Consider the following 22,385-nt stretch of genomic DNA (forward strand, 5'->3'; position numbering starts at 1 on the left):
CGAAAGAGACGCAGCGTCAGTTGCGTTTCATCGCGCAGGTGTTGATGCCGAGCAGGCTGTAGGGCGGGCAGTAGCCGATGGCGGCGGTGCCGAGCATCACCAGGCCGACGATCCCGGCGATCCAGGCCCAGGCCCCGGTGAGGGCGGTGAAGGCGAGCACCAGCAGGACGATGCCTGCGGCAAGGCGGATGAGGCGGTCGATCCGGCCGACGTTTTGAGGGAACATGAGGGGCCTCCCGGCGCTGTTACATTCTAAGTTTAGAATATGTTAAAACACTCGCCGGGAGAAGGGGGCATCTGGCCGCAGGGGCCTTGGGCGAGGGGCTAGTGCCGGTGGCGGGCCTCGAAGCGGGGGAGCATGGCGGAGAAGTCCTTGTCGCCCGCGCCTTCGGCCTCGACGAAGGCCTCGTAGAGGCGCATGGCGGCTTCGCCCATGGGCGTGTCGGCGTCGGCGGCTTCGGCGGCCTGTTGGCTGAGGCGCAGGTCTTTCAGCATCAGGGCGGAGGCGAAGCCGGGCTGGTAGCCGTTGTCGGCGGGCGATTTGGGGCCGACGCCGGGGGCGGGGCAGTAGGCGTTCATAGTCCAGCTGTAGCCGGAGGAGGTGGAGACGACATCGAACATCGACTGGCGGTCGAGCCCCAGCTTGTCGGCCAGGGCGAAGGCCTCGCAGGTGGCGATCATGGTGACGCCGAGGATCATGTTGTTGCAGATCTTGGCGGCCTGGCCCATGCCCGCGCCGCCGCAGAGCACGGACTTTTGCCCCATCACCTCGAAGAGCGGCAGGGCGGTGGCATAGGCGGCCTCGGGGCCGCCGACCATGAAGGTGAGCGTGCCCGCCGTGGCGCCGCCGGTGCCGCCGGAGACTGGGGCATCGAGCGCGGAGAGGCCCGCGGCCTGCGCGGATTCGGCCACCGCCTGCGCGCTTTCGACATCGACGGTGGAGCAATCGAGATGAATGGCACCGGCGTCCATCGCCGGGTGGATGTCGCCTGCGACCGATTGCAGGATCGCGCCGTTGGGCAGCATGGTGATGACCACATCGGCCCCGGCGGCGGCCTCGGCGGCGGATTTGGCCATGGGGATGCCCTCGGGCGCGGAATGGGTATCGAACCCGGTGACGAGGTGGCCTGCGGCGATGAGGTTGCGGGCCATGGGCGCGCCCATGTTGCCCAGTCCGATGAAGCCGATTTTCATGTGAGGTCCTCCGGGAATGTCAAATCGTCTGCGCCGAGCGGCGCGAGCATGGCCTCGACCTGCGCGGCGGGCACATCGGCCAGCGCGGCGTGGGGCCATTTGGGGCTGCGGTCCTTGTCGATGACGGCGGCGCGGATGCCTTCGAGGAAGTTGCCCTGCTCCATGCAGCGATGGGTGAAGCGGTATTCGAGGGTCAGGGCCTCGCGGATCGTGCTCTTGGGGCCGAGGCGGCGCAGGATCTCGATATGGCAGGCCGCCGCCAGCGGGTCGGCGCGGGAAAGCGCCTTGAGCGCCTGCTGGGCCAGCTCGGAGGGGGCGGCGGCGAGGGAGGCGGCGATCTCGCCGGGGGGGCGGTTGAAGTGGGCTGCGATGGTCTTCATCTCGATGTAGAAATCGGCCTGCGCGGCGAGATCGTCAGCCCCGAGATAAGCGGGGATGCCGGGCGCCCCGCTTTCGCACATGGCGGCCTTGAGGGTGGGCCAGTGCTGCTCGTCCACGAAGTGGTCGGCAAAGCCGAAGAGCGCGTGCATCCCCTTGAGGCGGTGGCCGGTGGTGCCGATCCACGCGCCGGCGCCGGGGTGGAGGGCGGAGAGCTTTGCAAGAATGTAGCTACCACCCACGTCTGGCACCAGCCCGATGCCGCATTCTGGCATGGCGATCTGGGAACTGGCGCCGACGATCCGGGTGGAGGCATGGCAGCCCAGCCCAACACCGCCGCCCATGGTGAAGCCCTGCATGAAAGCGACGACGGGCTTGGGGTAGGTGGCGAGGCGGGCGTTCATGGCGTATTCGTCGCGCCAGAACTTGCGGCCATAGGCATAGTCGCCCGCGGTGCCGGTGCTGTGCATCTCGACGATGTCGCCCCCGGCGCAGAAGGCCTTCTCGCCCTCCGCGTCGATCAGCACGAGCTGCACGGCGGGGTCGCTGGCCCAGGTTTTGAGCGCCTCATCGACGGCCATGCACATGTCATAGGAGAGGGCGTTGAGCGCCTTCTCGCGGTTGAGGGTGATGCGGCCTGCGCGGCCTTCGGTGCGAATCCGGATGTCTGTCATTTTGCCAGCATGGCACGGGCGGTGATCATGCGCATGATTTCGTTGGTGCCTTCGAGAATCTGGTGGACGCGGAGATCGCGCACCAGCTTTTCGATGCCGTAGTCGGCGAGGTAGCCGTAGCCGCCGTGGAGTTGGAGGCATTGGTCGACAATGCGGGAGCCGGCCTCGGTGCAGAACTTCTTGGCCATGGCGCAGAATTGGGTGGCATCCGGCGAGGCGTTGTCGAGCTTCCAGGCGGCCTGGCGGAGGAAGACACGGGCGGCCTGCAGCTCGATCTCCATGTCGGCGAGGCGGAACTGGAGGGCCTGAAACTGGTCGATCGACTGGCCGAAGGCCTTGCGGTCATGCATGTAGGCGAGGGTTGCGGTGAGCGCGGTTTGCGCGGCTCCGAGCGAGCAGGCGGAGATGTTCAGCCGCCCGCCGTCGAGGCCCATCATGGCGTATTTGAAGCCCTTGCCCTCTTCGCCCAGCAGGTTCTCTGGCGGGATCTTGCAGCCGTCCATCTGAACTTGCCGGGTGGGCTGCGAGCGCCACCCCATCTTGTCTTCCAGCCCGCCGAAAGAGAGGCCTTCTGTTCCATCCTCGATGACGAGGGCGGAGATGCCGCGGGCGGTGTCATCGCCGGTGCGGGCCATGACGACATAGGCATCGGAATAGCCGCCGCCGGAGATGAAGGCTTTGGTGCCGGTGAGGCTGTAGCCCTCATTGGTCTTGGTGGCCTTGGTTTTCAGCGCCGCCGCGTCGGAGCCGGAGCCGGGCTCGGTGAGGCAGTAGGAGAAGACGGTTTCCATCGTGAGCGCCTTGGGCAGGTATTTTTCCCGCGTCTCGTCGGAGCCGAAGGCCGAGAGCATCTTGGCGCACATGTTGTGGATGGAGAGGAAGGCCGCGACGGAGGGGCAGGCCATGGAGAGGGCCTCGAAGACCAGCGTGGCATCGAGCCGGGAGAGGCCGGAGCCGCCATGCTCCTCGGGGACGTAGAGCCCGGCGAGGCCGAGGGCGGCGATCTCGGGCCAGAGGGCCTTGGGGATGGTGCCCTCGCGCTCCCATTGCTGGGCGTGGGGGGCGATGTGCTGTTGGCCAAAGCCGTGAGCCATGTCGAAGATGGCCTGCTGCTCCTCGGAGAGCGCGAAATCCATGATGTCCTCCCGTTTGCGTTATTGAACGCGGGTTCAATTCTGGCGGGGTGTTTGCCCCGAGGCAAGAGGTTTTGAGTCAGGTTGGTTTTGCAGAAATGCGGGTGTGGGGAGGGGTGTTGGTGTTGGAGTGGGGGCGCTGCCCCCACACCCCCGGAGATATTTTCAGCAAGAAAATGGGCGGGGGCGGGGAAAATTTTAGATGAATTGGAAGGGTTTATCGTCAGGGCGGGATGTGTCTTTGGCAGTGGCGCGGATTTTAGGTGAATCTTAAGCGTCAGAGGCCATGGTGGAACTCGTCGATGAGGTGTTCAACGACCGAGCGCATGGCGGCGGGTTTGTCGGCTCCCGCCTCAAGGTTCCCCTTGAACACCTCCCGCTGGCGGTCGGCGGAGGTGCCGATTGCCACGATCTCCGGGAGGCGGGCGATTTCGGCTTCGCAGCCTAGGGCGTGGGCGTCTTCTGCGAGGATGTCGACGAGTTCTTCGGCGAGGGTTTGCATCGGGATGATCTCGCGGGCGCCGAAGTCGATCAGGCCTTCGGTGGTGCCGTAGCGTTGGGCGCGCCAGCGGTTTTCGGCGATGAGGAAGCGGTCGTAGCGGCGCCAGCGGAGGTTGCGGCTGCGCATGCGCCAGAGCATCCGCAGCAGGGCCTGGTTGGTGGCGGCGAGGGTGAGCGTGTCTTCCAGCCGGGGGCTCACGTCGCAGATGCGGGTCTCGAGCGTGGGGAAGCGGTGGGAGGGGCGCAGATCCCACCAGATCTTGGTGCTGTCTTCGATGACGCCGAGGTCGATCAGCACCTGCACGGTGCGCTCATATTCGCCGAAGCTGTCGAAGCTGGGGGGCAGGCCGGTGCGGGGGAGGTTGTCGAAGACGGTGAGCCGGTAGGAGGCGAGGCCGGTATCCTCGCCCTGCCAGAAGGGGGAGGAGGACGAGAGGGCGAGCAGGTGCGGCAGGAAGTAGCTGAGTTGCGGCAGCAGGTCGGCGCGCAGGTCGTCATCCTCGATGCCGACGTGGACGTGCATGCCGCAGATGAGCATCCGCCGGACCACGCCGCCCAGGTCGCGGGAGAGGGCGTTGTAACGGTCGCGGTCGGTGTGGGGCTGGTCCTTCCAGTCGGCGAAGGGGTGGCACGAGACGGCGATGGGGGCGAGGTTGTGAGCGGCGGCGCAGCGGGAGACGGTGGCGCGCAGGCGTTTGAGCTCTTCGCGGGCTGCGCCGATGTTTTCGCACACGCGGGTGCCGATCTCGATCTGGCATTGCAGGAACTCGGGCGAGACCTGCTCGGACAGCTCGGCGGTGCAGGCCTCCATCAGCGCTTCGGGCGCGCGGGCGAGGTCGAGCGTGTCGCGGTCGACCAGCAGATATTCTTCCTCGATACCGAGGGTGAAGCTGGGGGTGGTGACGGCCATAGGTGCCTCCGCTGTTTGGAGAAGAGTGGCAGAGGCGGGCGGGTCGGGGAAGAGAAAGACGTGTGCCGGGCGCACAGGTTTTGGGCAGGCGGGGCGGCGCGGCGGGCAGGGGAAAGGCAACCGCAGGGCGAGTGGGCCGATGCGGCGGCGGCGGGCTGGCGCGGGCCGCCACGCGGGAGGAGGATTGGCGCAGGGGGCCTGTGGCGCGCGCAGCGGCGCGGCGGGGGCCTTTTTGCGCGGATGAAACGACAGCAGGTCAGGAGGGACGACCATGGCCACGATCGAAGAGATACCGGGGGCGGAGATGCCCCATGCGGGCGGCGGCGAGGATGCGCTGGCGCCGGTGACGGGGGAGGCGAAGAGCTGGGGCTGGTTTGCGATTTTCAACATCTGGGCCAACGACATACAGTCACTCTTTGGCTACAGCCTCGTGGCCTCGCTCTTTATCAGCTACGGGGTGAGCGGCTGGACGGCCTTTGCCGCGCTGATCTGCTCGGGGCTGCTGGTGATGTTTCTGGTCAACCTCTCGGGCGCGGCGGGGGAGCGCTATGGCATCCCCTATCCGGTGCTGGCGCGGGCCTCGAAGGGGACGCAGGGGGCCAAGCTGCCGGCGGTGCTGCGGGCGATCGTGGCGGTGTTCTGGTATGGCGTGCAGGTCTATTTTGCCTCCACCGCGCTGGCGCTGCTGATCTACTCGGTCACCGGGCTCAGCGGCGGCGCGGAGGTGCTGGGGCTGACGGCAGTGGATTGGGTGAGTTTCTTCATCGTCTGGGCCTTTCACATCGTCATCTTCTGGCGCGGGATGGGCTGGGTGGAGACCTTTCTGAACATCGCGGGGCCCTTCGTTTATGCGGTGATGATCGGCTTGGTGATCGTGCTTTGGCAGAAGTCGGACGGGCAGTTGCTGGCACAGGCGCGGACGATCTTTGCCAATCCGGAGGCGACATGGGGCACGGAGATCACCGGGTTCATCGCCATCGTGGGCACGATGATCAGCTATTTCGCTGCGGTGTTGCTGAACTTTTCGGACTTCAGCCGCTATGCGAAAGACCGGCGGGCGATGCTGCTGGGCAACCTCGCGGGGCTGCCGCTGAACATGATCCTGTTCTCGGCGCTGGCGCTGCTGACCACGGCCGGGGCGGCGGTGGTCTATGGCGAGGCGATCATCAACCCGACCGAGATCGTGGAGAAGACCGACAGCGTGGTGCTCAGCATCATCGCCGCCGTGACCTTCTTTGCAGCAACCGTGGGGATCAACCTTGTGGCCAACTTCATCCCGAGCGTGAACGGGATCGCCAACCTTGCGCCGAAGCGGATCAGCTTCCGCATGGCGGGGATGATCACCTCGGTCTTTGCGCTGGTGATCGGCGGGCTCTGGACGAGCTTCATTGCCGAGTTCGGGATCAGCGGGTTCGTGAACACGCTTGGGGCCACGCTGGCGCCGGTCTTCGGGATCATGATGGCGGATTACTACCTGTTACGGAAGCAGGAACTGGTGCGCGATGAGCTCTATGACCTCGAAGGCGGGCGGTATCGCTACGGGAACGGCTGGAACGATGCGGCGATGATCGCCTTCGCCGTGGGGGCGGTGTTCTCGGTGGCTACCGTTTGGGTGCCGTTTCTGGCGGTGTTGTCGGGTTACGCTTGGCTGATCGGCGCAGGGCTTGGCGGCGCGGTCTACATGGCTTTGGCGAAAGGGAAGGTCGCGGCCTGAGGGGCGCGCTATCCGGTACAAGCGGCGGCCCGCCCCATTGGGCGGGCCATCGGCTGTTAGTCCGCGATGACGGTGAGGTCGGCGTCGAGATCGGTGACGAAGAGGGAGTTTTCGCGGATCACCACGCGATCACTCTCGCCGGTCGAGCGGAGACCGGAGGGGCTGTCGGACGACAGGTTGTAGACCACGCGGCCATCGTCGGCCTCGTCGGTGATCTGGGGCAGGACGAAGCGCTGGGTCACGATGCCGTTCGGCGCGGTGCACTCGTTTCCGGTGCGGGTCGAGCCGGTGGGGCAATCGGGGCTCTGGAAGCTCTGGGCCGCGAGGGGCGCAGCGGCGAGCGTGGCGCAGAGGGTGAAGGCAGTGCGGATCATGGCGTTTCCTTTCGGTTGAAGGAGTAACGCCGGTGTCTGGCCGGGGGTTCCGCGCGGGGGGCGCGCTGTCAGACCGGGCGGCGGGCCAGCGCGTCGAAGCTCGTTTCGGAGAGGCCCAGCACCTCGAGGGTGCCGCGCTCGGTATCCTGCAGGATCGGCACGATGGCATCGAGGTCTTCCCAGCTGCGCATGATGAGCCGCGCCATCTCGGCGGTCTGCGGGGTCGGGGCGTAATAGACCATGATGGTTTCCGGCCCGCGCAGGAAGGCCTCGGCCTTCTTGGCCTGAATGCCGAGGAGGGCGGCGTAATCCTTGTCCCAGCTGGTGACGGCGGAGAGGTCAACGAGCTGCTTCTGCCCGGGGCGGAAGCCCGGATCGGACATGTAGCGGCCGAAGGTTTCCATCGTTTCGGGGATGCCGGCGTGGCCCTCGTAGCGAACGTAGACGAGGCCTATGTCAGGGAAGATGCGGTAAGTGAGTGGCATTGGCGGTCCTTGAGCGGTCAGGGGGTTTTGACTGGCGGGTCAAGGAAAGTCCAGCGGCGAAGGCCCTGTGGAACCTCGCCGGCGGCTCGCGATATTTCAGCGGAGACTTGCCTCCCGCACGGGGCCGTGACAGCCGGATTGGTTGATCGCCGGGGGGCCCTCCACTAAGAGTTGATCCAGTTGCGAGGTGCAGCCAGCGGGCATGGTACGCCATCAGGGTCACCATCCTCGCCCTTGAAAGTACGCTATTTGTAGGGGGTTCGACTTGCGTATTGCAGTGGGCGCGATCACGCGCCGACGGCCTGAAGGTCTCAAGTGTCTACTGGACAGCTTTGCGAGCATGGAGCGGCCGGAAGGGGCTGCCATCGAGTTCGTTTTCTGTGAGAACGATGACGAGAGCACGATTTCCGATGTTGTGGACAACTTCCGGAGCGAGGTGCCCGAGCCGGTTCAATTGATGCTCGAGCCCAAAAAGGGAATTCCGTTCGCGCGCAATCGCGTTCTGACTGCCGCGCTGGATCAGGGCTTCGACTTTCTGACCTTTGTGGATGACGACGAAGTCGTGCGGCGGGATTGGCTGGTGAACCTGATTTCAGCGATGCAGGCCCGAGACTTGGACCTTTGCGGTGGGCCGGTCGAGTTTGAGCGGCCCGCCGATCAGTTGAGCCCGATGCAGGAGGCGGTGTTCCTGCACAAGACGGAACGCTCGCTCAAGCGAAACGTTCGGCGTGAGGCCGGTGTCGTGGCGGCAAAAGATACTAAACTCGACATCTACACAAACAACTGGTGCGTTCGACTTGACGCGGTGCGTGCGAACGGGCTGAGGTTTGACGATGCGCTGCGGTATACTGGCGGCAGCGATACGCGGTTCAGCCGACAGATGCGCGGTGCGGGCGCCCGGATCGGCTGGGTCCCCTCTGCCCGGGTGTGTGAAACACTGCCACAGAAGCGTCTGACCCTTTCATACTACGCCGGCCGTGCGCGAGACCAGGCGAGCAATGACGTGATGATCCGCAAGCACAGCCCGTTAAAGACTTGGATCAGGGTGGCTCAGCGGTTGATCGACGTCTTCATAAATCTGCTGACGGTGCCGGTGCGTGGGCGCAAGGCGCTTGTGAATGCGGGTTTCAAGCTTGGGATGGCAACGGGCTTGATGCGTGCCGCGATCGGCCTGAAGAGTGGACATTATGCGCCGCGCCGCGAGAGCCTTCATGTGGAAAGTCAGTAGGGTCAGGCGGTCTTCGGTCCGGCGCGTGTGAGGCGGTTGTGAAAATCCCTAAGGGTTCTCCAACCTTTGAGGGTGGGGAGACGTGTGGTTCGATGCGGGGTTCCCTCATGCAGCTGACGCGTGACGGATGGAAACTGTTTTCGACCCAATGAACTAGCAGGCTCGGCAAAAAAGTCGCCTGTCTGGCCTTTGCCCAAAGTGTGCGGCTCGCTGCAAGTCAGCCCGCCCCGCAGAAGGCCTGGGAGACGGATCTTGTTTGGGACAAAAACTTTCCGGCGTTCGAGCTTCCGCAGGGGAGTGCGCTGGAAGACTACATTTGCCGCTACTATGACCTCTACTATGCCCAGCTCGATGAGACCGCTGCGGCTTGGCCTGAGCATGTGAGGGTTTTCGGGTTGGATCAGATGACGACCGAGGCGGGCCGGCGCGAGATTTTGGAGTTCTGTCTGCCCGGCCGCGCCCATGTGGATTTTGACGCGCATCTGAACAAGGGGTCGTGAGACAGAAAAAGGACCGGGCAGGGGGCCCGGTCCTTTCTGTTTGGTCTCGGAGTGACGCCCGGCTTAGTCCATCTGTTTGAAGGCGAATTCGCCGCCTTCCTTGATGCCCGAGAACCAGCGGGCGGTGACCGTTTTGGTGCGGGTGTAGAAGCGGAAGGCGTCGGGGCCGTATTGGTTGAGGTCGCCGAAGCCGGATTTCTTCCAGCCGCCGAAGGTGTGGTAGCTGAGCGGCACCGGGATCGGGAAGTTGATGCCGACCATGCCGACGTTGACCCGGTGGGCGAAGTCGCGGGCGGTGTCGCCGTCTGCGGTGTAGATCGCAGTGCCGTTGCCGTAGGGGTTGTCCATCGTCAGCTTGAGGGCCTCTTCGTAGCTCTCGGTGCGGACCTGGGTGAGGACGGGGCCGAAGATCTCTTCCTTGTAGATGTCCATCTCCGGCGTCACCCGGTCGAAGAGGTGGGGGCCGACGAAGAAGCCCTCTTCATAGCCTTGCAGCGAGAAGTCGCGGCCATCGACCACCAGTTCGGCGCCTTGCTCGACGCCGGAGTTGACCAGCCCGAGAATGCGCTCCTTGGCGGCGGCGGTGATGACCGGGCCATAGTCGACATCGTTCTCGGAGGTGTAGGGGCCGACCTTGAGCGCCTCGATGCGGGGCATCAGCTTTTCGATCAGGGTGTCGGCGGTCTTTTCACCCACCGGCACGGCGACGGAGATGGCCATGCAGCGCTCGCCTGCGGCGCCGTAGGCTGCACCGACCAGCGCGTCGGCGGCCTTGTCCATGTCGGCGTCGGGCATGACGATCATGTGGTTCTTGGCGCCGCCGAAACACTGGGCGCGTTTGCCGTTGGCGGTGGCGCGGCTGTAGATGTACTGGGCGATCGGCGTGGAGCCGACGAAGGCCACGGCCTGGATGGTTTCGTTATCCAGCAGGGCGTCTACCGCCTCCTTGTCGCCGTTCACCACTTGCAGCACGCCATCGGGCAGGCCGGCCTCTTGCAGCAGCTCGGCGAGGCGCATCGCTGTCGACGGCACGCGCTCGGAGGGTTTGAGGATCATGGCGTTGCCGCAGACGAGGGAGCCGGCCATCTTCCACAGCGGGATCATCGCGGGGAAGTTGAAGGGGGTGATGCCGGCCACAACGCCGAGGGGCTGGCGCATGGAATAGAGGTCGATGCCGGGGCCGCCGTCATCGGTGTATTCGCCCTTCAGCATGTGGGGCGCGCCCATGCAGACCTCGACGAACTCGAGACCGCGCTGCACATCGCCCTTGGCGTCGGGGATGGTCTTGCCATGCTCGCGGGCGACCAGCTCGGCCAGCTCTTCCATGTGCTCGTTGATCAGGGCGCCGAACTTCATCATCACCCGGGCGCGGCGCTGCGGGTTGGTGGCGCCCCAGGCTTTCTGGGCTTCCGCGGCGCGGGCGACGGCGTCATCGACCTCGGACTTGGAGGCCAGTGCGACGCTGTCCTGCACCTCGCCGGTGGCGGGGTTGAAGATGTCGGCGCTGCGGCCGGACTGGCCAGCGCTGTGCTTGCCGTCGATGAAATGTCCGATCTGGGTGCTCATGGCGGAACTCCTCCTGTTTTCTGGCTCGGGCGGATCCTACTCTTGCATTTCCTCCGGTAGAAGCGGCAGTTTGACAAAGACGTTTTGCATTAATGCAGGTACCTGAATGGCCTTCTCGTGGGATGACATGCGGATTTTCATCGCTGTGGCGCGGGAGGGCAGCCTCTCTGGCGCGGGCACGGCGCTGAAGCTGGACCCGGCCACGGTGGGGCGGCGGGTGCAGCGGCTGGAGGAGAGCCTTGGGGCGCCGCTGTTCCTGAAATCACCGCAAGGCTATGCACCGAGCGAGGCGGGTGAGCGGCTGATGCCGCATGCCGAGGAGCTGGAGCAGGCAATGCTCACCGCCGAGGACGCGGTGCGCGGGCAGGAAGACAGGCTGACCGGCGCGATCCGGGTGGGCGCGCCCGATGGCTGTGCCAACTTCCTGCTGCCGCAAGTGGTGGCGCGGATTTGCGATGCCCATCCGGAGCTGGAGGTGCAGATCGTATCGCTGCCGCGGGTCTTCAACCTCAATCGCCGGGAGGCCGACATGGCGATTGCCGTCTCGCGCCCGACCGCCGGGCGGCTGACGGTGCAGAAGATCACCGACTATCACCTTTATCTTGCAGCCCATCGCCGCTGGCTGAAGGGCAACCCGATCGAGCGGCTCGAAGACCTGCGGGGCAAGCGGCTGGTGGGCTACATCCCCGACATGATCTTCGACAAGGAGCTGGATTACCTTGGCGAGTTGGGGCTGGAGAAGGTGCAGCTCGCCTCCAACTCGGTCTCGGTGCAGTTTGCATGGGTCCGGCAGGGCAAGGGGATCGGGGTTGTGCATGGTTTTGCGCTTGGCAACGCGGGCCGCGTGGAGCGGGTGCTGCCCGAGGATGTGGCGCTGCGCCGGACCTTCTGGCTGGTGCGCCATGCCGACGATCGCCGCGTGCGCCGGATGAGCCGCTTTGCGGAACTCCTGTGCGAGGGGCTCCGCGCAGAGGTGGAGCGGCTCGAAGCGGAAGCTTGACAGAGCGCCCCGGCTGGCGCGACCCTCAACTTGAACGGGCAAAGTCGGAGGTAAGCCATGCTTGTGCAACAGATTCTCAAGGACAAGGGCGAAGGCGGCGTGCTCTGTGTGAAGCCCGGAAGCTCTGTCGCCGATGCGGCTCGCCTGCTCTCGGAAAAGCGGATCGGCTCGGTGATCGTTTCGGCGGATGGGAAGACGGCACAGGGCATCCTCTCGGAGCGCGACATTGTGCGCGAGCTGGGGCGGCGCGGGCCGGGCTGCCTGAGCGACACGGTGGATGACCTGATGACCTCGAAGCTGGTGACCTGCTCCAAGGAGGAGACGGCGCTGAGCGTGCTGGAGAAGATGACCGAGGGCCGGTTTCGCCACATGCCGGTGCTGGAGGGCGAAGAGATGATCGGATTGATCTCGATCGGTGACGTGGTCAAGGCGCGGCTCTCGGAACTGGCGATGGAGAAGAACGCGCTCGAAGGGATGATCATGGGGCATTGAGCCCGGCCGGCTTGGGGTTGGGTTTTGGGCTGCGCTCGGCTTGGTGCGCCGTAAAGGCGCGCTCTACGGGCGGGGACGCGTTGTGAAGGCTGCCGGATGCCACGCAAGAATGTTGCGCCGCGCTCCCGGTTTCGCCTTGCTCCCCGCAGGCCACTGGTGTTTTCTGCCGCCGATCCGAGGCGCGAGGGAGGGACAGCCATGCGCGTGGGGCTTTATCCGGGCACGTTCGACCCGGTAACGCTTGGCCATATCGACATCATCACCCGGGCCACCGCGCTGGTGGACAGGCTGGTGATCGGCGTTGCGATCAATCGCGACAAGGGGCCGCTGTTTGACCTTGAAGAGCGCGAAGCGATGGTGGGCGACGAGTGCCGCGCGATTGCCGAGCGCACCGGTTGCGAGATCGTGGTGCATCCGTTCGAGAACCTGCTGATCGACTGCGCCCGCGACGTGGGCGCCGGGCTGATCGTGCGCGGGCTGCGGGCCGTGGCCGATTTCGAGTATGAATATCAGATGGTTGGCATGAACCGGCAGCTTGACGACAGCATCGAGACGGTCTTCCTGATGGCCAGCGCGGAGCGGCAGGCGATTGCCTCCAAGCTGGTGAAGGAGATCGCGCGGCTGGGGGGGGACATCTCGAAGTTCGTCAGCCCCTCGGTGCGTGAGAAGCTGCTGGCCAAGTACGCCTGAGCCGGATAGGGCAGCGCCATGGTTGCCAATGTCATCTGCATCAAATGGGGCACGCTCTTTGGCCCTGAATACGTGAACCGGCTCTATAGCGGGGCGCGGCGCCATTTGAGCGACGATGTGCGGTTCTTCTGCATGACCGAGGAGCGCGGCGGGCTGCACCCCGATGTGGAGGTGCTGGACCTGCCGGTGGAGCCGTTTCTGGCCGAAATGGATGCGGCGCTGGCCGTGGCCAACCGCCAGGGGGCGATGCGGAAGGTGTCGCTGTTCCGGCCCGGGTTGATCCCCGACTTGGACGGGCCGTTGCTGGGCTTCGATCTGGACGTGGTGGTGACGGGATCTTTGGATGGCTTGCTGAACTTCGCCCCCGGCAAGGTGGCGATGCGGGCCGATTGGGTGGAGGCACGGCGGGGCCGGAAGACCGGCCACGGCTCGGTGTTCCGCTTCGATCCGGCGCTGCACGGCTGGCTCTACGAGGTGCTGGCAGGCGATGCGAAGCGCCAAGTGGAGAAGGCGCGGGGCAGCGAGCAGCGGTATACATCAACGCTGGCGCAGGAGAGAGGCGAATTTGCCTATCTGCCCGGCGACGAGGTGGTAAGCTTCAAGCACGATTGCCTCGGGCTGCCGCCGAAGAACTGGCTGGTTCCGGCCAAGCTGCCGGAAGCGGCGAAGGTGGTGTGCTTTCACGGGCACCCGAAGATGCATGAAGCGGTGGAGGGCTATTCCAGCTCGTGGCTGCGCTACTGCAAGCCGACGCCTTGGCTGGCGGAGCATTGGATCGACCGGGCGCGGCATGATCTTGGGGCGGAGTGGGCTTAGGTCGGCTCAGAGCCGCCATTGCCTCCCGCGAAACGGCACGGAATCAAGCCGAAGGCGCCGTGCAGCGCCGACCCGCCCCCCGGGGCGGCGCTTTGGCGAAGGCAGTGCCGACCACGATGGTCGAGCTAACACAGCACCATAAAGTGGCACACACATGCGTTGCAGGCGCCGCCCCGCGGGTCGGCGCTGCACGGCGCCGACTGACTTCTTCTCAGCCCCCGGTGTGGCTCATGTGGCGGGAGACCTGGCCTTCGACCGTCTGGCGGGAATAGTCGAAGTCGTGGCCCTTGGGTTTGAGGGCGATGGCGGCGCGGATAGCGTCTTCGAACTCGGGGCCGGGGCCGTATTGGCGGAGGGGGGCGCGGAGGTCGGCGCGGTCTTCTTGCCCGAGGCACATGTAGAGCTCGCCGGTGCAGGTCATGCGGACGCGGTTGCAGCTTTCGCAGAAATTGTGGGTCAGCGGCGTGATGAAACCGATCTTCTGGCCGGTTTCCTGAAGCTGGACGTAGCGGGCGGGGCCGCCGGTGCGCTCGGTGAGGTCGATCAGAGTGTACTGTTCGGCCAGCTTGGCGCGGAGATCCTTGAGCGACCAGTATTGGCCGATGCGGTCTTCGTTGCCGAGGTCGCCCATCGGCATGACCTCGATCCATGTCAGGTCCATGTCGCGGGCGGCGCAGAACTCGGTGAGGGTAAAGAGCTCATCTTCGTTGAAGCCCTTGAGAGCGACAGCGTTAAGCTTGACCCGGAGGCCCGCGGTTTGGGCGGCATCGAGCCCGCGCAGCACTTGGGGCAGGCGGCCCCAGCGGGTGACGCGGGCGAACTTCTCTTCATCCAGCGTGTCGATGGAGACGTTGATCCGCTTGACGCCCGCCGCGGCGAGTTGGGGCGCGAAGCGCTCCAGTTGGGAGCCGTTGGTGGTGAGGGTCAGCTCATCGAGCGCGCCGGACTCCAGATGGCGGGTCATCCCCTCGAAGAAGGTCATGATGCCTTTGCGCACCAGCGGTTCTCCGCCGGTGATGCGCAGCTTGCGGACGCCGAGGCCGATGAAGCCGGTGCAGGCAGCATCGAGCTCTTCGAGCGTGAGCAGCTCCTTCTTGGGCAGAAAGGTCATGTTCTCGGACATGCAATAGACGCAGCGGAAATCGCAGCGGTCGGTCACGGAGACCCGCAAATAGGTGATCGGGCGCTGGAAGGGGTCGATCAGGGGCGTTTGCATGGGATATAGCTAGGCCGTAAGGGGCGAGGCGGCAAGGTGAATTGCGGCACGTCCGACCAAGGTGGCAAGGAGCAGGATGGTGCAGGCGATGAAGGGTTTTGTGGGAATGGCGGCATTGGCCGCGCTGTTGGCGGGCTGCGCCGAAGGGCCGTTTGCGATGAAACCAAAGGCCGGGGCTGCGGGCGGGGCTGAAGAGCCGCGCGAGAGCGTGGCGCCGGTGGCCGCCGCCGCACCGCCGCCGCCGGAGAATGCCCGCACGGCGGCGCAGTTCGACACCACGACTGAGGAAGAGAAGCAGGCCGCTGCCGCCGCGCCGGTGGCCGCTGAGCGCGAGCTGGGCACGACGATTGCCTCGCTGGGCGACCCGACGGACCCGGGCTTTTGGGCGGAGACGCCGCTGGTGACCACGGCGCAGGCCGGGCGGCTGGTGTATCCGGGCAATGGCAATTCGGTGCAGGTCGAGCTGCGGCCTTCGGGCGGCGAGGCGGGATCGGGCACGCGGGTTTCTTTGCCGGCGTTCCAGGTGCTTGGCGCGCCGCTGACCGGGCTGCCGGAGCTGGTGGTTTATGCGGGGTCGGCGGGGTAGCGCCGTCCTTACAGGCGTCAACACGGTGGCGTTTGACTAATGTCGGAGTGGGGGCGCTGCCCCCACACCCCCGGAGATATTTGTAGCAAGAAAATGAGCTGCTGCGGGGCGTTGACCGCGGTCAGAGGTGCTTGGCAGCTTCGCGTTGGGCGAAGGGTTTGAGGCCTTGGCCGGGACCGGCGAGGAAGCGGCGGGTGGCTTCGGCATCATGCTTGGAGAGGTCGCGGAGCCACCAGGCGACGGCTTTCTGGATGAACCATTCCGGGTCGGTGACGTAGCCCTCTGCCCATGTGAGCACGCGGGCGCGGGCCTGCGCCTCGGCGGCGTTCGGGTTGTTCTTTTTGGCCAGCGGAAGGGTGACGGTGAGGGCGGCGCGGCGGGTCCAGAAGCTATCGCTCGTGGTCCAGGCTTCGATGGTGTCCATGCGGGAGAGGTCGGCCATGAGGCGCTTTTGCCCGGCCATCATGGCGTGGTCGGCGATGGCCCAGCTGTCGAGATCGGGCAACCAGCTCTGGATCAGCGCCCAGGCCTCGGTATCCGGGCGCAGGCGGGCCTGGGTGAGGAGCTTGGCGGCGGCGATGCGGGCCTCGAAGATATCGGTTTGCCAGAGGGCTTCGGCGAGGGCCACGCGCTCAGGGACTGACAGGCTGCGGCGCCAGTCGGTGGTGAGCTCGTTCAGCGCCGGGTTGGAGATGCCGATGACCTCGCGGCTCTGCTTGTGATAGGCGGCCATGCCCTCGGCGCGGCCCGGCTCGGCGAGGGCGCGGAGGACTGTGAGGGCGTCTTCCAGTGTCATTGGGCGGTGGCTCTATTCCACCGTCACCGATTTGGCGAGGTTGCGGGGCTGGTCCACATCTGTGCCTTTGGCGACCGCCGTATGGTAGGCGAGCAGCTGCGCGGGCAGGGCGTAGAGGATGGGGGCGAGCGCCGGGGAGACCTCGGGGAGGATGATCTGGCGCCATGTGCCCTCGGCGGCGGTCTTGGCACCGCGGGCATCGGTGACAAGGACGACCTTGCCGGCGCGGGCCATGACCTCTTGCATGTTGGACACGGTCTTGTCGAAGAGGCCGTCTGACGGGGCCATGAAGACCACCGGCGTGTGCTGGTCGATCAGGGCGATGGGGCCGTGCTTCAGCTCACCGGAGGCATAGCCTTCGGCGTGGATGTAGCTGATTTCCTTGAGTTTCAGGGCGCCCTCCATGGCGAGCGGGTAGAGTGCGCCGCGGCCGAGGAAGAGGATATCGCGGGCTTCGGCCAGCTTTTGTGCCGTGGCTTCCATCTCCGGCGAGGCGGCGAGGGCGGCGTTGAACAGGCCAGGGAGGGCCTTGAGCTGGGTGAGGTGGTCCTGCGCCTCTTCGGGCGTGAGCGTGCCGCGGTCGAGGCCCGCTTTTAGGGCGAGCAGGAAGAGCACGGTGAGCTGGCAGGTGAAGGCCTTGGTGGAGGCCACGCCGATCTCGGCGCCTGCGAGGATCGGCAGGGCGATGTCGGAGGCGCGGGCGATGGAGGACTCGGGGACGTTGACCACGGAGGCGATCATCGCCTTGTCTTCGCAGTAGCGCAGGGCGGCGAGCGTGTCGGCGGTTTCGCCGGACTGGCTGACAAAGAGGGCGAGAGTGTTCGCCGGGATCGGCGGTTCGCGGTAGCGGAATTCGGAGGCGATATCGACCTCGACGGGGAGGCGGGCGATCTGCTCGAACCAGTATTTGGCGGTGAGGCAGGCATAGAAGGCGGTGCCGCATGCGACCATGGTGAGGCGGTCGAACTTGGTGAAGTCGAGGCCCGGCTCGGGCAGGGCGATGCCTGTATCGGTCAGGTAGTAGGAGAGCGCCTCGCCCAGCACGGTGGGCTGCTCGGCGATTTCCTTGGCCATGAAGTGCTTGTGGCCGCCCTTGTCGATCTGGGCTGCGTCGATGGTGACGGTTTTGACCGGGCGGTTGGCAAGGTTGTTCTGGGCGTCGAAGATCTCGACGCTTTCGCGGGTGAGCACGGCCCAGTCACCCTCTTCGAGGTAGGTGATCTTGTCGGTCATGGGCGCGAGCGCGATGGCGTCGGAGCCGACGAAGACCTCGCCTTGCCCGTGGCCGATGGCGAGCGGAGAGCCTTTGCGGGCGGCGATGAGCAGGTTGTCTTCGCCCTCGAAGAGGAAGCAGAGCGCGAAGGCGCCGGTGAGGCGGGCAATGACCTGCTCGCAGGCGTCGCGCGGGGCGAGGCCTTGAGCGAGGTAATGCTCGGTGAGCAGGGCGACGACCTCGGTGTCAGTTTCGGTGACCGTCTTGAGGCCGTGGCCGGCCAGTTCCTCGCGGAGTTCGCGGAAGTTCTCGACGATGCCGTTGTGGACGACGGCGACCGGGCCGCAGCGGTGCGGGTGGGCGTTGGTCTCGTTGGCGGCGCCGTGGGTGGCCCAGCGGGTGTGGCCGATGCCGGCCTTGCCGGGGAGCGGCTCGTGCACCAGCAGGTCGGAGAGGTTGACCAGCTTGCCGACCGCGCGGCGGCGGTCGAGGGCCTCGCCATTCACGGTGGCGATGCCCGCGCTGTCATAGCCGCGATATTCCAGCCGTTTGAGGGCCTCGACGAGAAGGGGGGCGGCTTCATGGTTGCCGAGAACGCCGACGATTCCACACATCTACTTGGCCTCTTTCTTTGCTGCCTTGGCGGCGCGGAGCCTGTCCATCAGTTTGCGGGCGAGGCCCGGTTTGTTGGTTTGCCGCCCACGGGCGACGGCGAGAGCGCCATCGGGGACGTTCTCTGTGATGACGGAGCCGGAGGCGGTGAGCGCCTCGGTGCCAACGGTCACGGGGGCGACGAGCATGGTGTTGGAGCCGATGAAGGCGCGGGCGCCGACCTCGGTGCGGTGCTTGAAGACGCCATCGTAGTTGCAGGTGATCGTGCCCGCGCCGATGTTGGCGGCCTCGCCGATGCTGGCGTCGCCGATATAGGAAAGGTGGTTCACCTTGGCGCCTTCGCCGATCTCGGCGTTCTTGACCTCGCAGAAGTTGCCGACCTTGGCGTTGTTGGCGAGCTCGGCGCCGGGGCGGAGGCGGGCATAAGGGCCGACCTGGGCGCCCTGGCTCACGTGGCAGCCTTCGAGGTGGGAGAAGGCGCGGATTTCGGCGCCTGTTTCGACGGTGACACCGGGGCCGAAGACGACGTAGGGCTCGATTGTGGCGTCGCGGCCGATCCATGTGTCCCACGCGAAGTGGACGGTTTCGGGCGCGGTCAGGGTGACGCCGTTCTCCAGCGCCTCGGTGCGTTTGGCCTGCTGGAAGGCGGCCTCTGCGGCGGCGAGATCGGCGCGGGAGTTGACGCCCATGGTCTCGGCCTCGTCGCAGCGGACCACGCCGCAGGAAAGGCCGCGAGAGCGGGCGATGGAGACGATGTCGGTGAGGTAATACTCGCCGGAGGCGTTGTCGTTGGTGACATCGTCGAGCAGCGAAAAGAGCGTGGTGGCATCGGCGCAGATGACGCCGGAGTTGCAGAGGGGGATGGCGCGCTGTGCCTCGGTCGCGTCCTTGTATTCGATGATGGCCTCTAGGCTGTCGCCGTCCATGAAGAGGCGGCCGTAGCGGGCGGGATCGGCAGGCTCGAAGCCGAGGACGACGACGGCGTGGGTCGCGCGGGCCTCCAGCATGGCTTGCAATGTCTCGGGGCGGATGAAGGGGGTGTCGCCGTAGAGGACGATGGCATTGCCCTCGGCGCCGGAAAGCGCCTCGCGGGCTTGCAGCACGGCGTGGCCGGTGCCGAGGCGGTCTTCCTGAATGACGACATGCGCGGCCTCGTCGATCTCGGCCACGGCGGCCTCGACCGCTTCGGCGCCGTGACCTGCGACCACGACCATGCGGGCGGGCTCCAGCGCGGAGCCTGCGTGCATGGCATGGGCCAGCAGAGGCGCGTGGGCGACCCGGTGCAGGACCTTCGGCATGTCCGACTGCATGCGGGTGCCTTGCCCCGCAGCGAGGATGATCAGGCTGGTGCTCATGGCCCGCTGCCCCTTTTGTTCTGCTCAACTCCGGTTATACCCGGAGCACTTGGCCCCGTTCTACCCGCATGGTGCAGGGTGGCAAGGGGCTGGTGGGTCACATGTGGTGACGGATTGTGACAGGGGAGCGCCATGAAAACGGTGGTTTTCGACCTCGACGGAACGCTGGCGGACACCAGCAAGGACCTGATCGCGGCGGCCAATGCCTGCTTTGTCGCGCGGGGGATGGGCGAGTTGCTGGACCCGCTGGCCGATGCGCGGTGGGCCTTTCGTGGCGGGCGGCGGATGCTGTCGCTCGGGTTCGAGCGGGCCGGTGTGGGCGCGGAGGCGGCGGATTGGGTCGAGGCGGATTTTGCCCCGTTGGTCGCGCATTATGACGCCAATATCGATGTGCATACGCAGCTTTATCCCGGTGCGGTGGAAGCGGTGGAGGCCCTGCGCGGGGCGGGGTATGCGGTGTCTGTCTGCACCAACAAGCCGGGCGCGCAGACCGAGAAGCTGCTGGGCCGCCTTGGCGTGCGGGAGATGTTCGGCGCGGTGGTGGCGGCCGATACGCTGCCCGTGCGCAAGCCCGACCCGGCGCCCTATTTTGCCGCCGTGGAGCGGGCCGGGGGGACGCGGGGCATTCTGATTGGCGATACCGAGACCGATCGGGAGACGGCGCGGGCGGCGGGCATTCCTTGCGTGCTTGTCACCTTCGGTCCCGATGGGCGGGGCGTGGAGGCGCTGGAGCCGGAGGCGCTGCTGGATCATTTCGACGACCTGCCAGCGCTGGCGGGGCGGCTGCTGGCCGATTGACAGCCGATTGACGGGCAGGCAGCGGCGGAGCAGGGTGCGGCCATGAGCGAAGTCTTTACCGGAAATTTCACCCAGCAGGAGCCGCTGCCGCAGGCTTCGCTCGATGCCGCGATGGCGGTGCTCGGGCATGGGCGGCTGCACCGTTACAACCTGACCCCCGGGGAGACCGGCGAGGTTGCGCTGCTGGAGCAGGAGTTTGCTGCCTTTGTCGGGTCGAAATACTGCCTTGCCACGGCGAGCGGCGGATCGGCAATCGGGCTGGCGCTGCGGGCGGTGGGGGTGAAGCCTGGGGACCGCGTGCTGACCAACGCCTTCACGCTGGCCCCGGTGCCGGGCGCGATTGCGGCGCTGGGGGCGGAGCCGGTGTTTGTGGAGGTGACGGACGGGCTGGTGATTGACCTCGACGATCTGGAGGCGAAGGCGGGGCAGGCGGAGGTGCTGCTGCTGTCGCACATGCGCGGGCATATCTGCGACATGGGCCGGCTGATGGAGATTTGCGACGCGGCAAATGTGACCGTGGTCGAAGATTGCGCCCATACCATGGGGGCCACATGGGAGGGGGTGCAGAGCGGGCGGCACGGCGCGGTGGCCTGTTACTCGACCCAGACCTACAAGCATATGAACTCCGGCGAGGGCGGCTTGCTGGTGACGGATGACGAGGACATCGCGGCCAAGGCGGTGCTGCTCTCTGGCTCCTACATGCTCTACGAGCGTCACACGGCGGCGCCGGGGGCGGAGGTGTTTGCGCGGCACCGGATGGAGACGCCCAACATCTCGGGGCGGATGGACAACCTTCGGGCGGCGATCCTGCGGCCCCAGCTTGCCGAACTGCCGCGCCAGATTGCGCGGTGGAATGAGCGGTATCGGGCGGTAGAGACGGGCATTCGTGGCACGCCGGGGCTGACGGTGGTGGAACGGCCGGAGCAAGAGAGCTTCGTTGGCTCCTCGATCCAGTTTCTGCTGAAGGACTGGAGTGCCGGGGCCGTGGGCGAGGTGCTGGAGCGCTGCCTGAAGCGGGGCGTGGAGTTGAAGTGGTTTGGCGGGGCGGAGCCGGTGGGCTTTACCTCCCGCTACGCTCATTGGCGCTATGCGGCCAGCCCGGAGCTGCGGCAGACCGATGGGGTGCTGTCGGGGCTGATGGACATGCGCCTGCCGCTGACCTTCTCGATTGCCGATTGCGAGTTGATCGCGCGGATCATCCGGGCCGAGGTGGGCGCGGTGTTTCAGGCCCGCGAGGGCTGAGGCTCATCACCTTTCATTTCAGGGCTGAAATGGCTAACGGCGGGATTCCGCTGGGTTTTTCGTGCTGTGGTTGCGGCGAAAATCCGTGATGGAACCGGCTGGCCGCCCCGCCTGTTGTCGCCCCACACCAGCCGGGCAGCGAGGCTCTCTTGCGGAGGACCCGGCAAAGGAAAAAGCGAACAGGAGATATCCAGATGTTCAAGAAGCTCACCCTCAGTGCTGCCGCCCTGTGCGTGGCCGCGACCCCCATTCTGGCCGCCCCGGCGACCGCCACGACCGACCTCAACCTGCGTGCCGGCCCCGGCCCCGAGTTTGAAGTGATCGGCGTGATCGCCGGCATGGATCAGGCCGAAGTGGAAGGCTGCATCGAAGAAGGCGCATGGTGCCAGGTCACCTACAACGGCCAGACCGGCTGGGCCCACCGTGGCTACCTGAGCGGCTCGGCTACCGAGGCGACGAAGGTCACCACCACCCGCACCGTCACCTACATGAAGGAAGGCGGCAATGAGGGCGCGGGCGCCGCGGCTGGTGCCGTGACCGGCGGTGCGCTGGCTGGCGCGCTGATCGGCGGCCCGGCGGCGATTGCCGCAGGCGTTGTGCTTGGCGCGAATGCCGGTAGCGAAGCTGTGCCGGAGCCCGAGACCCGCACCGTGACCTATGTGACCGAGAACCCGGTTGCGCCGGTCTACCTTGATGGTGAGGTGGTGCTGGGGGCCGGTATCCCCGAGGACGTCGAGATCTACTCGATCCCGGAGAGCGAGTACTCCTACCTCAATGTGAACGGTCAGGACGTGTTGGTGCGCGACGACCGGACGATCGTGTACATCTACCGCTGATACGGCGGGATGCACGAGCAAGAGAGGGCGGCCCACGCGGGTCGCCCTTTTTGCGTGGGTTGGAGGAACCTGTGGC

At 66.1% G+C, this 22,385-nt stretch carries 23 protein-coding genes; 11 read left to right on the forward strand and 12 right to left on the reverse strand.

Translation table 11 applies throughout. The annotated features are described in order from the left end of the window. Positions 1 to 16: 16 nt before the first annotated feature. The 5 genes from KUV38_RS04480 to KUV38_RS04500 all read right to left on the reverse strand — a co-directional run bounded on the left by KUV38_RS04480 (position 17) and on the right by KUV38_RS04500 (position 4,790). On the reverse strand, positions 17 to 226 hold the full coding sequence (locus tag KUV38_RS04480) for a DUF2892 domain-containing protein (RefSeq protein ID WP_222468895.1): 210 nt from the start codon (positions 224 to 226) through the stop codon (positions 17 to 19). Between the two features lie 98 nt (positions 227 to 324). Further along, positions 325 to 1,194 (reverse strand): 3-hydroxyisobutyrate dehydrogenase, encoded by an 870-nt coding sequence (gene mmsB / locus KUV38_RS04485; RefSeq protein ID WP_222468896.1) that lies wholly within the window; start codon positions 1,192 to 1,194, stop codon positions 325 to 327. Continuing rightward, complete coding sequence (locus KUV38_RS04490; RefSeq protein ID WP_222468897.1) at positions 1,191 to 2,246, reverse strand: enoyl-CoA hydratase/isomerase family protein; 1,056 nt, start codon at positions 2,244 to 2,246, stop codon at positions 1,191 to 1,193. The genes mmsB and KUV38_RS04490 overlap by 4 nt, the downstream gene beginning before the upstream one ends. Further along, complete coding sequence (locus KUV38_RS04495; RefSeq protein WP_222468898.1) at positions 2,243 to 3,382, reverse strand: acyl-CoA dehydrogenase family protein; 1,140 nt, start codon at positions 3,380 to 3,382, stop codon at positions 2,243 to 2,245. The genes KUV38_RS04490 and KUV38_RS04495 overlap by 4 nt, the downstream gene beginning before the upstream one ends. A 274-nt stretch (positions 3,383 to 3,656) precedes the next feature. Then, positions 3,657 to 4,790, reverse strand: coding sequence for a carboxylate-amine ligase (locus KUV38_RS04500; RefSeq protein WP_222468899.1), 1,134 nt, complete (start codon positions 4,788 to 4,790; stop codon positions 3,657 to 3,659). 304 nt (positions 4,791 to 5,094) lie between these two features. Here KUV38_RS04500 and KUV38_RS04505 point away from each other — a divergent pair, with 304 nt between their 5' ends. Beyond that, positions 5,095 to 6,504 carry an NCS1 family nucleobase:cation symporter-1 gene (locus KUV38_RS04505; RefSeq protein WP_261385292.1) on the forward strand — a complete coding sequence of 470 codons (1,410 nt, stop codon included), beginning with the start codon at positions 5,095 to 5,097 and terminating at the stop codon, positions 6,502 to 6,504. 56 nt (positions 6,505 to 6,560) lie between these two features. On the opposite strand, the gene KUV38_RS04510 is transcribed toward KUV38_RS04505, so the two are convergent. Both KUV38_RS04510 and KUV38_RS04515 read right to left on the reverse strand, forming a co-directional pair. After that, positions 6,561 to 6,878, reverse strand: coding sequence for a hypothetical protein (locus KUV38_RS04510; RefSeq protein ID WP_222468901.1), 318 nt, complete (start codon positions 6,876 to 6,878; stop codon positions 6,561 to 6,563). Between the two features lie 68 nt (positions 6,879 to 6,946). Next, positions 6,947 to 7,363: a hypothetical protein gene (locus KUV38_RS04515; protein ID WP_222468902.1), complete on the reverse strand. Its 417-nt coding sequence runs from the start codon at positions 7,361 to 7,363 to the stop codon at positions 6,947 to 6,949. A gap of 265 nt (positions 7,364 to 7,628) precedes the next feature. Between KUV38_RS04515 and KUV38_RS04520 the strand changes: the two genes are divergently transcribed. Both KUV38_RS04520 and KUV38_RS04525 read left to right on the forward strand, forming a co-directional pair. Continuing rightward, positions 7,629 to 8,591, forward strand: coding sequence for a glycosyltransferase (locus tag KUV38_RS04520; RefSeq protein WP_222468903.1), 963 nt, complete (start codon positions 7,629 to 7,631; stop codon positions 8,589 to 8,591). Between the two features lie 200 nt (positions 8,592 to 8,791). Beyond that, on the forward strand, positions 8,792 to 9,091 hold the full coding sequence (locus KUV38_RS04525; protein WP_222468904.1) for a hypothetical protein: 300 nt from the start codon (positions 8,792 to 8,794) through the stop codon (positions 9,089 to 9,091). A gap of 63 nt (positions 9,092 to 9,154) precedes the next feature. On the opposite strand, the gene KUV38_RS04530 is transcribed toward KUV38_RS04525, so the two are convergent. After that, entirely contained in the window at positions 9,155 to 10,657 is a 1,503-nt protein-coding gene (locus KUV38_RS04530; RefSeq protein WP_222468905.1) for a CoA-acylating methylmalonate-semialdehyde dehydrogenase, read from the reverse strand. A gap of 106 nt (positions 10,658 to 10,763) precedes the next feature. On the opposite strand from KUV38_RS04530, the gene KUV38_RS04535 reads away from it, so the two are divergent. The 4 genes from KUV38_RS04535 (at position 10,764) to KUV38_RS04550 (ending at position 13,655) form a co-directional block, all read left to right on the forward strand. Next, positions 10,764 to 11,657: a LysR family transcriptional regulator gene (locus KUV38_RS04535; RefSeq protein WP_222468906.1), complete on the forward strand. Its 894-nt coding sequence runs from the start codon at positions 10,764 to 10,766 to the stop codon at positions 11,655 to 11,657. A gap of 57 nt (positions 11,658 to 11,714) precedes the next feature. Then, a complete protein-coding gene (locus KUV38_RS04540; protein ID WP_222468907.1) occupies positions 11,715 to 12,149 on the forward strand; it encodes a CBS domain-containing protein in 435 nt (144 codons plus the stop codon). A 198-nt stretch (positions 12,150 to 12,347) separates the two neighbouring features. Further along, the gene (gene coaD / locus KUV38_RS04545) at positions 12,348 to 12,839 is read left to right on the forward strand and encodes a pantetheine-phosphate adenylyltransferase (protein ID WP_222468908.1); all 492 of its coding nucleotides are present in this window, start codon (positions 12,348 to 12,350) and stop codon (positions 12,837 to 12,839) included. Positions 12,840 to 12,857: 18 nt separating this feature from the next. Next, positions 12,858 to 13,655, forward strand: coding sequence for a glycosyl transferase (locus KUV38_RS04550; protein WP_222468909.1), 798 nt, complete (start codon positions 12,858 to 12,860; stop codon positions 13,653 to 13,655). A 211-nt stretch (positions 13,656 to 13,866) separates the two neighbouring features. Here KUV38_RS04550 and moaA read toward each other — a convergent pair whose 3' ends face one another. Further along, a complete protein-coding gene (gene moaA / locus KUV38_RS04555) occupies positions 13,867 to 14,871 on the reverse strand; it encodes a GTP 3',8-cyclase MoaA (protein WP_222468910.1) in 1,005 nt (334 codons plus the stop codon). 76 nt (positions 14,872 to 14,947) lie between these two features. On the opposite strand from moaA, the gene KUV38_RS04560 reads away from it, so the two are divergent. Further along, entirely contained in the window at positions 14,948 to 15,457 is a 510-nt protein-coding gene (locus tag KUV38_RS04560) for a hypothetical protein (protein ID WP_261385496.1), read from the forward strand. Between the two features lie 121 nt (positions 15,458 to 15,578). Here KUV38_RS04560 and KUV38_RS04565 read toward each other — a convergent pair whose 3' ends face one another. Genes KUV38_RS04565 through glmU form a run of 3 tightly spaced genes read right to left on the reverse strand, consistent with a single transcriptional unit; the run spans position 15,579 to position 19,433 of the window. After that, positions 15,579 to 16,253 carry a DNA alkylation repair protein gene (locus KUV38_RS04565; RefSeq protein WP_222468911.1) on the reverse strand — a complete coding sequence of 225 codons (675 nt, stop codon included), beginning with the start codon at positions 16,251 to 16,253 and terminating at the stop codon, positions 15,579 to 15,581. A gap of 12 nt (positions 16,254 to 16,265) precedes the next feature. Beyond that, complete coding sequence (gene glmS / locus KUV38_RS04570; RefSeq protein ID WP_222468912.1) at positions 16,266 to 18,080, reverse strand: glutamine--fructose-6-phosphate transaminase (isomerizing); 1,815 nt, start codon at positions 18,078 to 18,080, stop codon at positions 16,266 to 16,268. After that, positions 18,081 to 19,433, reverse strand: coding sequence for a bifunctional UDP-N-acetylglucosamine diphosphorylase/glucosamine-1-phosphate N-acetyltransferase GlmU (gene glmU / locus KUV38_RS04575; protein ID WP_222468913.1), 1,353 nt, complete (start codon positions 19,431 to 19,433; stop codon positions 18,081 to 18,083). It lies immediately after the preceding gene. 132 nt (positions 19,434 to 19,565) lie between these two features. On the opposite strand from glmU, the gene KUV38_RS04580 reads away from it, so the two are divergent. From KUV38_RS04580 to KUV38_RS04590, 3 genes are all read left to right on the forward strand, one after another. Further along, entirely contained in the window at positions 19,566 to 20,231 is a 666-nt protein-coding gene (locus KUV38_RS04580) for an HAD-IA family hydrolase (protein ID WP_222468914.1), read from the forward strand. Positions 20,232 to 20,273: 42 nt separating this feature from the next. Continuing rightward, entirely contained in the window at positions 20,274 to 21,473 is a 1,200-nt protein-coding gene (locus tag KUV38_RS04585) for a DegT/DnrJ/EryC1/StrS family aminotransferase (RefSeq protein ID WP_222468915.1), read from the forward strand. 194 nt (positions 21,474 to 21,667) lie between these two features. After that, complete coding sequence (locus KUV38_RS04590) at positions 21,668 to 22,309, forward strand: SH3 domain-containing protein (RefSeq protein ID WP_222468916.1); 642 nt, start codon at positions 21,668 to 21,670, stop codon at positions 22,307 to 22,309. The last annotated feature ends 76 nt before the right edge of the window (positions 22,310 to 22,385 follow it).

This window comes from Vannielia litorea (genome assembly GCF_019801175.1).
GTDB lineage: Bacteria > Pseudomonadota > Alphaproteobacteria > Rhodobacterales > Rhodobacteraceae > Vannielia > Vannielia litorea_B.